Genomic DNA, 12,826 nt, shown 5'->3' with positions numbered 1-12,826 from the left:
ATAAATTTAAAACAAAAAAGTCACGCAATTGCGTGACTTTTTAACTCTTTTTTTATGAAAAAGATATTATTTCTTAAATTTTTCGTATTTGTTTTTAAACTTATCGATACGACCAGCTGTATCCAATAATTTTGCCTTCCCAGTATAGAACGGGTGAGAAGTTCTTGATATTTCTAATTTAATCAATGGATATTCTACTCCATCAACATCTAAATTTTCTTTTGTTTCAGCAGCACTCTTTGTTATAAATACCTCTTCATTGGACATATCTTTAAAAGCTACCAATCTATAATTTTCTGGATGTATATCTTTTTTCATTGTAAAAACGTTAGTTCCTTCTTAATTTCGTGGTGCAAATTTAATTATTTTTCTCAAAAGAACAATTTAAAATGTCTAAAAAAGAAAAATAAAAATATCTTCGCCCCAAATGTAACGAATTAGGCCTTATTTCAACTAATTTTAAAACTATAAAATCGCAAGGAAAATGACACAGACAGAAGACATCAAACCCAAAACCGGAAAATTTGCTTTACACTACGGATTAGTCCTCGGTGCTCTAAGCGTGGTATTTGCGCTCATGCTATATTCTATGGACATGCATTACCAAGGAGGCTTTATGGTTCTTGGAATAAGCGTTGTGCTTTCTATCTCATGTATATTGTTAGGCATGATACAATACAAAAGAGCCAACCACGATTTTATGTCCTTTGGTGAAGGCTTAAAAATAGGTGTTGGCGTATGTTTGGTCGGGGGAGTTATCGGTATTATTTTTAATCAGATCATGGCCGGAATCATAGATCCTGAAATGATGGCCAAGGCGGCGGAATATCAAAAAGGCCTCCTCTTAGAGACTACCAAAATGACACCAGATCAAATAGATGCTCAATTAGAAATGGGTAAAAAATTCTCTACCCCTTCCATGCAAATTATTTTTGGATTGATCTTTAGTGTGGTCCTAGGATTTCTTTTATCATTAATTCCTGCATTAATTCTAAAAAAACAAGAAACTATTCAGTAATTTGTACTTTTGAAAAGATTTTCCATAAGTACCGAATGAACCTATCTATAATAATTCCCTTACTAAACGAAGAAGAGTCTTTAAAAGAACTTCACCATTGGATTGTACAAGTCATGCAATCCAATCATTTTTCATATGAAATACTATTTATTGACGACGGCAGTACCGATCGCTCATGGGAGATAATTGTCGCTTTGGGAAAGGAGAACCCCAATGTTAAGGGGATTCGTTTTTTAAAAAACTTCGGAAAATCCCAGGCCCTTCATGCCGGCTTTAAAGCAGCCCAAGGAGAGGTCGTGATTACCATGGATGCCGATTTACAAGACAACCCAGAAGAAATCCCTGAATTGTACCAACTGATCTACAAGGATGGTTTCGACTTAATTTCTGGTTGGAAGAAGAAACGATACGATGCCGTTCTTTCCAAAAACCTCCCTTCTAAACTATTCAATTGGGCTGCAAGAAAAACCTCTGGCGTACAACTGCACGATTTTAACTGTGGCCTAAAAGCTTATAAGAAGGAAGTCGTAAAAACGATTGAGGTGTCGGGAGAAATGCATCGATATATTCCTGTTTTGGCGAAAAGTGCCGGTTTCTCTAAAATAGATGAAAAGATAGTACAGCACCAGGCCCGAAAATATGGCAACACCAAATTTGGCATGGAACGCTTTATCAACGGGTTTTTGGACCTTATTACCATTTGGTTCGTTTCTAAATTCGGAAAAAGACCAATGCACCTTTTTGGCGCCTTGGGCGTTGTCATGTTTACCATTGGATTTGGATTTGCTTTGTATTTGGGCATCGACAAACTTTTTATCAACCCCTATGGCAGACTACTTACAGAAAGACCACAGTTTTTTATATCCCTAGTCTCCATGATCATTGGCTCCCAACTTTTCTTAGCCGGATTTTTAGGCGAAATTATGGTCAGGTCACGAAAGGACGAAACTCGGTACTCTATTTCAGAAGAAATGAACCTAAACCAAAATACTTTATAAAGTATAAAACCTATAAAATTCTCTACACATATGGATACGATTCTTACCAACGCAAAAAGCTGGTTAACAGATTTTTTTGACGTTAATACAAAAGCCGAAATTAATGAACTCCTGCAAAACAATACCGAAGAACTAAAAGACAGGTTTTATAAAAACCTAGAATTTGGAACAGGAGGCATGCGCGGAATCATGGGAGCCGGCACCAATAGAATTAACAAATACACACTAGGAAAAAGTACTCAAGGGCTTAGCAACTACCTAAACAAGGTATATACTAACGATGAAGTAAAGGTAGTCATTGCCTACGACTGTAGACACAATAGTGACACCTTGGCCAAGACCGTTGCCGAAGTCTTTGCCGCTAACGGAATTAAGGTGTATCTATTTTCTGAATTGCGCACCACTCCAGAACTATCGTTTGCCGTAAAACACTTAAACTGTCACGCCGGTATTGTATTGACCGCATCCCATAACCCGCCAGAATATAATGGATATAAGGTCTATTGGACGGACGGTGGACAAATAGTACCCCCAGAAGATGGCGCTATTGTAGCCGAGATCAACAGCCTTTCTTACGAGGATATAAAATTTGACGCCAATAACGATCTTATAGAACTTATTGACAAAGAAGTTGATGAGGCCTTTATTAACGCATCTGTAAAAAACGGCAGCTTTAATGCCAAGGGCAAGGACGATTTTAAAATAGTATTTACTTCTCTTCACGGTACTTCCATTACGGCCATCCCGGAGGTTCTAAAAAGAGCAGGCTACAAAAACGTGACCGTTATAGAGGAGCAAGCCAAACCAGACGGAAACTTTCCTACCGTAAAATCGCCTAATCCCGAGGAGCCGGAAGCGCTTTCAATCGCGATCAGAAAAGCCGAGGAAATTGGTGCGGATATGGTCATAGGCACAGATCCTGATAGTGACCGTTTAGGAGTAGCCGTTAGAAACTTAGAAGGAAAAATGGAAATCTTAAATGGAAATCAGTCCATGATCATGATGACCAAATTTTTATTGGACCAACGCAAGGCCAAAGGGTTCACTGGCAACGAATTTATCGCTTCTACTATCGTATCTACCCCAATGATGGATGCTTTGGCAAAAGGATATGGCGTAGAATGCAAAACAGCCCTGACTGGCTTTAAATGGATTGCTAAAATGATCAAGGACTTCCCTGAACAACATTTTGTTGGTGGTGGAGAAGAGAGTTTTGGTTTTATGGTAGGCGATTTCGTTCGCGATAAAGACGCTGTTACTTCTACCCTTTTAGCCTGTGAAATTGGAGCCAATGCAAAGGCAAACGGCAGTTCTTTCTATAAAGACCTTATAGATTGCTATGTTGCCTATGGTTTTTATAAGGAAAAACTAATTTCTTTAACTAAAAAAGGAATGTCAGGCGCCGAAGAAATAAGCCAGATGATGGTAGACTTTAAAAACAACCCTGTAAGCGCCTTGGACGGATCTAAAGTGGTCATCATTGAAGACTACAATACCGCTACTTCCAAAAATTTAATCACTGGAGTCGTTTCCGATATAGATATACCTACTTCCAATGTGTTGATATACATTACAGAGGACGGGACTAAAATGGCTGCTAGACCTAGTGGAACAGAGCCTAAAATAAAATTCTATTTCAGTATAAACGGCAGCTTAGAAAAATCAGAAGACTTTAAAAAGGTTGATGCGGAGCTAAACGCAAAAATCGATAGAATACTAAAAGAATTGAAGATAGCTTAATGGAGTACTTTAAAAAAATCCTTCGCTTTGCGAAACCTTACCGTAAATACGGTTATTTAAATATATTTTTCAACATTCTTTACGCCTTATTCAGTGCGTTGTCCTTTGCTGCACTTATCCCTATGCTCGATGTGCTTTTTACTCCTGAGAAAAAAGTCCTGAAAGAACCGGTATATACAGATTTAGGACACTTAAAAGATTACCTGCAAGAATATATAAGCTATAGGGTAACAGCCTATTCCGGGGATGATCAAATGAAAGGCCTGATCTTGGTAATAGGCTTGGTTTTAGTGCTCTTTTTATTAAAAAACCTTTTCAATTATTTGGCCATGTACTTCATTACTTTTTTAAGGAACGGGGTACTTAAGGATATCAGAAATAGCATGTACAAGAAGATTGTCAATCTTCCTATTTCCTTTTATTCGGAAAAAAGAAAAGGCGATGTCATTGCCAGGATCACTTCAGATGTATTGGAAATACAGCATTCGTTTCTCTCTATTCTAGAACTTATCGTAAGAGAGCCGTTAACGATCGTGTTCACCATCCTTATTATGTTTGGGATCAGCACTAAACTAACCCTTTTTGTTTTTATCTTTATTCCTGTTGCCGGAATGATTATTTCTAGGATCGGAAAGTCCTTAAAAAAGAAATCGGACAAAGTTCAAAAGGAACAAGGAGAATTATTATCCATAGTCGAAGAAACCTTGGGCGGTCTAAGAGTTATCAAAGCCTTTAATTCCGAATCCAGGTTCTATAAAGCCTTTAGTAATTCTACTTTACGGTTTTTCCAATTTTCCAACAAATTACTCAACAGACAGAATTTGGCCTCTCCTACAGGGGAGTTTTTAGGTATTTTGGTTATTGGGGTCCTCCTTTGGTTTGGCGGAAAAATGGTATTGGTAGAAAAAACCCTGGATGCAGCCTCTTTTATTGCTTATATGGGGTTGGCCTATAATATCCTTACTCCTGCCAAAGCCATAAGCAAGGCTTCTTTTGGCGTTAAAAAAGGGAATGCCGCGGCGGAAAGGGTATTAGAGATCCTGGAAACCGAAAATCCAATCGTAGAAAAACCTACCGCCATAACGAAGGATGCTTTTACAGAAGGTATTACAATTGAAAATGTTTCTTTTAAATACCAGGACGAGTATGTTCTCAAGAATTTCAACCTACAGGTTCCCAAAGGACACACCGTAGCCCTTGTAGGACAGTCTGGTAGCGGAAAAAGTACCATTGCCAATTTGGTTACCCGATTTTACGATGTTAACGAAGGGGAAATTAAAATTGACGGCATCCCTATTAAGGACTTCTCTAAAAAATCGTTACGCGGTTTAATGGGGCTAGTAACTCAAGATTCCATTTTGTTTAATGACACGGTTAAAAACAACATTGCCCTGGGAAAAGAAAATGCCACCGAAGAAGAAGTCATAGCGGCGGCCAAAATAGCCAATGCCCATGAATTTATTTCTGAACTCCCAGATGGCTACAACACCAATATTGGCGATAGTGGCAATAAACTAAGCGGAGGGCAAAAACAACGCCTGTCCATTGCAAGGGCCGTATTGAAAAATCCACCTATCATGATTTTGGACGAAGCCACCTCTGCCCTGGATACGGAAAGCGAACGCCTAGTTCAGGATGCTTTGGAAAAAATGATGCAAAACAGAACCTCTATTGTAATTGCCCATCGACTTTCGACCATTCAAAATGCAAATTCCATTGTGGTTCTTCAAAGGGGAGAAATTGTAGAGCAAGGCTCGCACCAAGAACTCCTTGCCACTAACGGTGTCTACAAAAAACTAGTCACCATGCAATCTTTTGAACCGTAATTAATGTAGGCAGGAAGTGCTCGTTCATGATTAAGTGATAGCCAATACGATTGTTAATAGTAGCGATCTTCGCCATTCCTTATTCATTTAGCATTTCCCGCCTATATTTTTTAAGCCATTATTGATTCACTTTCCCTCCTCGAAAAAGCAATCCTTACCTCAAAAGTCACGACTTCTTCTACTTTTTATTCAAATTAACTAATACTCAATTATTTAATAAATACCTTTAGGCTATTAAACCTTTTTCAAAATTTAGGGTCATAGTAGTAACAAAAAGAAACAAACGTTGATTGCGGAGGAAATTTTAGTAAGACGGTTAAAACAAAAAGACCTTCAGGCCAAAGCCTTTGCGGTGCTTGTAGACGCTTACAAAGAACGTTTGTATTGGCATATTAGAAGAATTGTACTAGATCATGACGATGCGGATGATGTATTGCAAAACACCTTCATAAAGGTCTTTCGAAATATTGACAGTTTTAAGGGCGATAGTAAATTGTATTCGTGGATGTATCGGATTGCCACCAATGAAGCCTTGTCTTTTCTAAAAAACAAAGCCAACAAATTAAAGCTCAACGAAGACCAGTTATACAATAAGATTTCAGAAGAATTAAGGAGCGATGTATATTTTGAAGGCGACGAAATTCAACTTAAACTTCAACAGGCGATCGCATGTCTACCAGAAAAACAAAAGTTAATTTTTAATATGAAATATTTTCAGGAACTGAAATATCAAGAAATATCAGAAATACTGGAAACTTCCGTGGGTGCTTTAAAAGCATCGTATCATTTGGCAACCAAAAAAATAGAAGCCTTTTTAAAAGAACAGTAATCCAAAAATGGTATATAGGTAAAAACGTTGAAATGCGACACTTAGATAAACATAGCGGCTTTAAAACCCCTGCAGGCTATTTTGAGAAGCTTTCCGGACGAATCATGGACAATATTGCCCAGGACCCGTCCACGGTTTCTCAAGAAGAAGGCTTTAAGGTTCCTGAGAATTACTTTCACAACCTACATTCCGAAATCACCCAGAAATTGGAAAAGCAGGACAGCAAGGTAATTCCTATAAAATCCTTTAAAAAATATTATTATACGGCAACATCCATCGCAGCTATACTTCTATTGTTTTTTGGATTGACCTGGAATACCACAAAAACCATATCCTACACCGACCTGGCCAATTCTGATATTGATCAATATTTTGAAAATCAAGAATTAAGCTTTTCTACTTATGATTTGGCAGAAATTTTATCCCTTGGAGAACTTGATTACAACGACGTATTAGAAAATTCCCTCGCAGAGGAAAGCATATTAGAGTATTTAAACACTAATGTTAAAGATCTTAATGAACTTAATTTAACAAATGATGAGTAAACAAATAATAACATTCACAGTACTGCTTCTACTGTTGACAAGCTCGCTTGGTTTTTCCCAAATAAAACATGATTGGGACAAAATCAAATCCCTTAAAATAGCCTTTATCACCGAACGCTTAGAACTAAACAGTAAGGAAGCTCAGGAATTTTGGCCCATTTACAATAGTTATGAATCAAAAAAGGAGGCCTTTCACAAAAAAGAACACTCCGAAATAAAGGATAAAATAAAAAACCTAGACCAATTATCGAACAAAGAAGCTAATGCCCTCTTAGATAAAATGGTTAAATTAGAGGATGAAAAGCACAAATCTTCTCAAGCGTATATCGAAAAGGTCTCAAAAACTATTTCTCCTAAAAAGACTATTTTACTGTTGCGTTCCGAAGAAGATTTTAAACGACAATTGATAAAACAATACCGTCAAAGAAGGGCAAATCAGAAAAAATAATTTTAATATATTTTGGGCGTTCCCTTCTTCGTCGGGCGGGCCCTTGGCTAAATCCCCTGCCTTGCTTCGGGGATGCCGCCGCGGTCCCTAACGCATAATAACATCACAATTGTCCAATATGTCTATTAGAGAATAATCACTGACAATGAGTGCTGGTTAAACGAATCCATTTACGATCTGCTAAACAATCCATGTTTGGCAGATTGTAAAAAACCTTAGCTGTGTTTTTCTAATGGACCTATGGCTAGGCACCCAACTATATAACGAGTACCAATCCGCTATTGCGCTTCGTTTTTTATTTAAACTTCAATTTTGAAATCCTGTTTTTCCCTGCTGCATAAGCAATGGAATCATTTAAAAATCTTATGGTATAAAAAGAGTCATCCGAAAGTTGTTTCCAAGACTCCCCGGCATCGGCCGAATAAGAAACACCGGTAAAACCAACGGCCACTAGAGCATTCCCTCCTGCATTTGGAACAAATTGCACACAACTCTTATAATTAGGCTCTTTGGCATCGGCCAATAGTTGCCATGTTTTGCCTCCGTCTCTTGTAATGGCTTTATTAGCCGTATTGATCGTTGGTTTTGTATAATCGCCTCCGAAGGCCACCCCAAGATTATCATCATAAAAATCGAGACTATAGATTCCTTGTGTGGTTTCTGCACTTGCTATAGGAGTCTCGAAGACACTCCATGTTTTTCCTTTATTTTGCGAAAAATAAATCTGCCCACCAGTGGTACCGATCCAAGCTTTATCCCCTACCGTTTTAATATTGGTATTACTAGCCGCAAAAGCCCCTTCGTCCGCAGTGGATGCTGGCAAGGACGAACAAGGCAATTTACTCCAAGTTTTTCCACCATTCCTGGTAATTATAATAGATAGGCAACCGTCCATACTATCACCTACAGCTATTCCTTCCAGATCGTTCCAAAATGTCATGGCGTCGTAAAAAACCTTTTCATCCTCTTCTTTATACACCAGCTCCATAATTCCAGTATCCCCGGTTTTGTATAATAAGGCTGGATTACCAACCGATAGCATAAAAAAGTCTGTAGATGTTGCCGCTACTGCTCTAAATTCGGGCGCAACGGTATCGTATAGCTGCGTATTGACCATTACTTGATTGCTTTTTAGATCCACCAAGCCATAAGCTCCTTTATTGGCGGCAAAAGCCAAACCGTTGCCCCCCATAATCTCTATCGCCCTAAAACTCAAGGAATCAGAAAAAACAGTCTCTATTTCAACAGAATCAAAAGTCTTTATTTCATTTTTTTTGGCACACGAAACCGTCACCAAAAGCACCAAAAACATAAAATACGTACGCATAGCTATAATTTTCACCAAAAATAAGAGGATTAGGTTCTAATACAATACCTTTGCAATCTTAATTTTTTTTAGAAATGCGATTACATAGAAATCTAGTGTTTGCCGTTGTTGATGCGTTACATTATATATTTAACGAGGGAGAATACGCTGATAAAGTAGTAGAAAAAGTATTAAAGTACGACAAACGTTGGGGGGCACGAGACAGAGGTTTCATTGCCGAGACCACTTATGATATGGTGCGTTGGAAAAGGCTATATACAGAAATAGCTGAAGTAAAGGCGCCTTACACTAGGCCAAACCTGTTTAGACTATTTGCCGTATGGGCGGTCCTTAAAGGGATAAAACTACCTGATTGGAAACAGATAGAACCTACCCCAGAAAGAAGAATAAAAGGAAGATTTGACGAACTTTCCAAAATAAGAAAGTTCAATGAATCCATTCCTGATTGGATGGACGAACTAGGAGCTAAAGCCTTAGGGGAAGATTTATGGACCAAAGAGATCCATGCGCTAAACCAACAAGCCGATGTGATTTTAAGGGTCAACACCCTTAAATCGACCAAAGAAAATGTAAAGGCTGCCTTATTGGAAGCAGGTATAGAAACCGAGGTCATCCGAGGCTATCCAGATGCTTTGCAATTAAAGGAGCGTGCCAATGTTTTTGTTACCGATGCCTTCCAAAATGGTTGGTTCGAAGTACAAGACGCCTCTTCACAGCTCGTTGCCCCGTTCTTGGACGTGCAACCAGGACAAAGAGTCGTAGACACCTGTGCCGGTGCTGGAGGAAAAACTCTTCATTTAGCGGCTCAGATGCAAAACAAAGGACAGTTGATCGCCATGGATATCTATGACAATAAACTGAAAGAACTAAAACGAAGAGCAAAAAGAAATGGTGCCCACAACGTGGAAACCAGAACTATAGACTCTACCAAGGTTATTAAAAAACTACACGGTAGTGCCGATCGCGTTTTAATTGATGCGCCTTGTACTGGCTTAGGAGTTTTACGAAGAAATCCGGATGCCAAATGGAAACTACAGCCTGAGTTCTTAGAAAAAATCATGGTTACCCAACAGCAAATTCTACAAGATTATAGTAAGATCGTAAAACCTGGCGGAAAAATGGTCTATGCTACCTGTTCAATATTACCACAGGAAAACATCAAACAAGTGAATAAATTCTTAAGCTCGGAAGCGGGACAAGATTTTAAACTAACGGCCCAGAAGAATATTTATGCTTCAAAAAGTGGTTTTGACGGATTTTATATGGCCCTATTAGAAAAGGCGCCTTCTGCCTAAGAGCACTATACTTTTAGTATCATAAAAAATAAGCGGCCAAATAGCATGTAGGAATACTTGTTATTTGGCCGCTTTCATCTTGTCTTATTCTTACTTCAAATTTCACCTATAAAATATTTGTAAAGGTCGAATCCCAAAAAAAGATCTTATTTTAATTAAAGTCCGACCCTAATACTTGGCAAACCGATCCCCACATTCGTACGGACCGAAGTCCTCCTAGGCGATCTTCTGTACTCATAATGATCGTGCCCATGATAGTAAAAAGAGGCGTGGTAATGATACCTTGAACTGTGATGACAATGAGAATCACAATGTTGTTCATGCTCGGCATAAGCATCCCTTTTTCCTTTCATATAAGCTTTGTAAGCTTTTCTATCGCGCTTCTTTAGTTTTTTTTCATATTCCTTTTGATCTTCCCAAAACTCCTCTTCTTCTTTTTCGTTTTCCAATTTTTGGGATTGCTCAAACTGCGCATCCTCCCTAGCTCTCTTTTCGTAATAAGAAAGTTTTTCTTCGGAACCAGCTTCCGTTTCTTGCGCTGTTAAACCAAAGGACATCACAACAAAGGCAGTGGTCAATAAAAAATGTAGTCTTTTCATCTCATTATTATATTTATGTTCTACTAGTGATCTATATCCTAAGAAACTCACCCTCGAACGCGTTTTCATATATATAACAACTCAATCTTAAATCACCCTACCTAAAACATAGCATTTTTTCGGTTTCAACCAATAGAGTCAGATACGGGCCCCACTCTTCCTTATACCAAAAACTCCTTTTCCATTTTCTGGGTCAACACCTCCTTGTGCATTAAGGTTTCGGCCAAGGCATTGGTTTTTGTCAACTCGTATTTAAAATAAAATTTCATGGTGTGGATTTTACTTTCGTAAAAGGCCTCCGAATAGGCAGCATCTTTATTGTCGAGGGCCTGTTTTGCAACATAAGCCATTTCCAACCAATTCCATCCTATGACCACATAACTCAAAAATTCCATAAACAGGTTAGCATCGGACAAATACCTTTCATAATTTTCTTTGTTAGCGAATGTCTTTAAATACACTAACACCTCATGTATCATAGTTAACTTGCCCTTTAAAGTAGCGGCCCATTCCTGCAAGTCTTTATAATCGGAAGCAACGGCAATGGTAGTACCAATTTCCTCTATGAGCAATTGTAGGGCCTTGCCATTATTCATCAAAACTTTTCGTCCTAATAAATCCTGTGACTGTATTCCGGTTGTTCCTTCGTATATGCTAAAAATCCTGATATCCCTATAATATTGTTGCAAGATAAAGTCTGAACAAAATCCGTACCCTCCTAAGACCTGAAGTCCATTGCTCACTGCCAATGCTCCAGCCTCTGCCGGATATGTCTTTACCATGGGAGTAATAATTTCTAACAATAACTGATACTTTTCTTTTTCGGAATGATCCGAAACAGAGCGTTGCAGATCGTGGTATTTAGCTGCCAATAAAATAAGGCTCAACGATCCTTCCGCGATGGCTTTCTGCAGAAAAAGCATCCGTCTTACATCGGGATGTTCAATGATTAAACACTGGTCTTCCCCCGGGTCTTTTTTCCCTGTTTCGGATATTTTTCGTCCTTGGGCACGTTCCTTTGCATATTGCAAGGATGCTTGGTAAGCCGCCATAGCTATGGCTGCGGCTCCCCTACCCACTCCTATCCTAGCATCGTTCATCATTAAGAACATATATTTCAAGCCTTGGTTGGCCTCACCTACCAACCAGCCCTGACAATCGTCGGAATCTCCAAATCCCAAGTGGGTAGTAGCGAACCCTCGTTGTCCCATCTTTTCAAAATCGGACAGGGTCTTTACGTCATTCCCGACAAGACTACCATCGGTTTCAACGCGGTTCTTTGGAACGACAAACAAAGAGATCCCCTTAGTGCCCTCTGGCGCCCCATCGATTCGTGCCAGTACCAAATGCACAATATTCTCTACATATTGGTAATCGCCACCAGAGATAAATATTTTCTGCCCCGATATTTTATAATATCCCTCATCGGTAAGGGTAGCCTTAGTAGTTATATCGGACAAGGAGCTACCTGCCTGGGGCTCGGTAAGACACATCGTCCCGCCCCATGCCCCTAAAAGCATATTGGGTACATAGGTATCTTTTAGATTTTGGTTGGCAAAATGGACTATAAGCTCTGCCGCCCCTAAGGTTAAGGTGGCATAACCAGGCAAATGGTTATTAGCTGCATCTAATATGTAGGTGGCTGCAGTATGTACCATGAACGGTATTTGTAACCCGCCCTGGTCATAATCTAGAGGACCACAAATAACACCCATTTCCCCTCCTTTTTTCATCATAACAGCTACCTGCTCATGCACCCGAACCTCACCATTGTCGAAACCTGCGGGATCATCATCCATTTCCTTAAAAAAGGGAAACAGGTCGCGATCGGCAAAATCCTTGATAGCGTCCAAAAACATATCCATTGAAGGCCTGTCATGCCCTTCATAACGTTCAAACCCAAATAGGTCGTCTAAAGCATGGACCTGATATAACAAATATTTTAAGGTATTTATGTCTACATATTCCTTTGCCATAGTTTAAAATGCTTTTGTTAATATTCCATCACTAAGATAAAACATAATTGTTCCATTATTTATTATTAATTTCTCCTAATTGTTTATAGGTCAAAATGATCCAATTACCCACCATACAATCCTTGACTCTACATACAAAGATGTGTTTATTTCCGTAATTCCTTTTCAATTTACCATCATAAACGTATGATTCCTTAAATGTTTTTTTGCGTTAGGGACCGCGGC

General features: G+C 38.9%; 12 protein-coding genes. 8 read left to right on the top strand and 4 right to left on the bottom strand.

What is annotated here, in order from left to right:
- Nucleotides 1–66: 66 nt before the first annotated feature.
- On the bottom strand, nt 67–318 hold the full coding sequence (locus tag BUA16_RS05735; protein ID WP_072763706.1) for a type B 50S ribosomal protein L31: 252 nt from the start codon (nt 316–318) through the stop codon (nt 67–69).
- A gap of 166 nt (nt 319–484) precedes the next feature.
- On the opposite strand from BUA16_RS05735, the gene BUA16_RS05730 reads away from it, so the two are divergent.
- From BUA16_RS05730 to BUA16_RS05700, 7 genes are all read left to right on the top strand, one after another.
- Complete coding sequence (locus BUA16_RS05730; RefSeq protein WP_072763705.1) at nt 485–1,018, top strand: DUF4199 domain-containing protein; 534 nt, start codon at nt 485–487, stop codon at nt 1,016–1,018.
- Between the two features lie 35 nt (nt 1,019–1,053).
- Nucleotides 1,054–2,016, top strand: a complete 963-nt coding sequence (locus tag BUA16_RS05725) for a glycosyltransferase family 2 protein (RefSeq protein WP_072763703.1) — start codon at nt 1,054–1,056, stop codon at nt 2,014–2,016.
- 30 nt (nt 2,017–2,046) lie between these two features.
- Nucleotides 2,047–3,756 (top strand): phospho-sugar mutase, encoded by a 1,710-nt coding sequence (locus BUA16_RS05720; RefSeq protein ID WP_072763701.1) that lies wholly within the window; start codon nt 2,047–2,049, stop codon nt 3,754–3,756.
- The gene (locus tag BUA16_RS05715; RefSeq protein ID WP_072763699.1) at nt 3,756–5,582 is read left to right on the top strand and encodes an ABC transporter ATP-binding protein; all 1,827 of its coding nucleotides are present in this window, start codon (nt 3,756–3,758) and stop codon (nt 5,580–5,582) included. Before BUA16_RS05720 ends, BUA16_RS05715 begins: the two co-directional genes overlap by 1 nt.
- Before the next feature lie 286 nt (nt 5,583–5,868).
- Complete coding sequence (locus tag BUA16_RS05710) at nt 5,869–6,411, top strand: RNA polymerase sigma factor (protein ID WP_072763698.1); 543 nt, start codon at nt 5,869–5,871, stop codon at nt 6,409–6,411.
- 32 nt (nt 6,412–6,443) lie between these two features.
- Nucleotides 6,444–6,956 carry a hypothetical protein gene (locus tag BUA16_RS05705; RefSeq protein ID WP_072763697.1) on the top strand — a complete coding sequence of 171 codons (513 nt, stop codon included), beginning with the start codon at nt 6,444–6,446 and terminating at the stop codon, nt 6,954–6,956.
- Entirely contained in the window at nt 6,946–7,404 is a 459-nt protein-coding gene (locus BUA16_RS05700) for a hypothetical protein (RefSeq protein ID WP_072763695.1), read from the top strand. Before BUA16_RS05705 ends, BUA16_RS05700 begins: the two co-directional genes overlap by 11 nt.
- 295 nt (nt 7,405–7,699) lie before the next feature.
- On the opposite strand, the gene BUA16_RS05695 is transcribed toward BUA16_RS05700, so the two are convergent.
- Complete coding sequence (locus tag BUA16_RS05695; protein ID WP_072763694.1) at nt 7,700–8,731, bottom strand: WD40/YVTN/BNR-like repeat-containing protein; 1,032 nt, start codon at nt 8,729–8,731, stop codon at nt 7,700–7,702.
- Between the two features lie 74 nt (nt 8,732–8,805).
- Here BUA16_RS05695 and BUA16_RS05690 point away from each other — a divergent pair, with 74 nt between their 5' ends.
- Nucleotides 8,806–10,026: an RsmB/NOP family class I SAM-dependent RNA methyltransferase gene (locus BUA16_RS05690; RefSeq protein ID WP_072763692.1), complete on the top strand. Its 1,221-nt coding sequence runs from the start codon at nt 8,806–8,808 to the stop codon at nt 10,024–10,026.
- Nucleotides 10,027–10,181: 155 nt separating this feature from the next.
- On the opposite strand, the gene BUA16_RS05685 is transcribed toward BUA16_RS05690, so the two are convergent.
- Nucleotides 10,182–10,625, bottom strand: a complete 444-nt coding sequence (locus BUA16_RS05685) for a hypothetical protein (protein ID WP_072763810.1) — start codon at nt 10,623–10,625, stop codon at nt 10,182–10,184.
- A gap of 161 nt (nt 10,626–10,786) precedes the next feature.
- Nucleotides 10,787–12,601 carry an acyl-CoA dehydrogenase family protein gene (locus BUA16_RS05680; protein ID WP_072763690.1) on the bottom strand — a complete coding sequence of 605 codons (1,815 nt, stop codon included), beginning with the start codon at nt 12,599–12,601 and terminating at the stop codon, nt 10,787–10,789.
- Nucleotides 12,602–12,826: the final 225 nt, after the last annotated feature.

The organism is Arenibacter nanhaiticus, from assembly GCF_900141935.1.
GTDB lineage: Bacteria > Bacteroidota > Bacteroidia > Flavobacteriales > Flavobacteriaceae > Arenibacter > Arenibacter nanhaiticus.
This window is presented reverse-complemented; position numbering and strand designations above follow the sequence as displayed.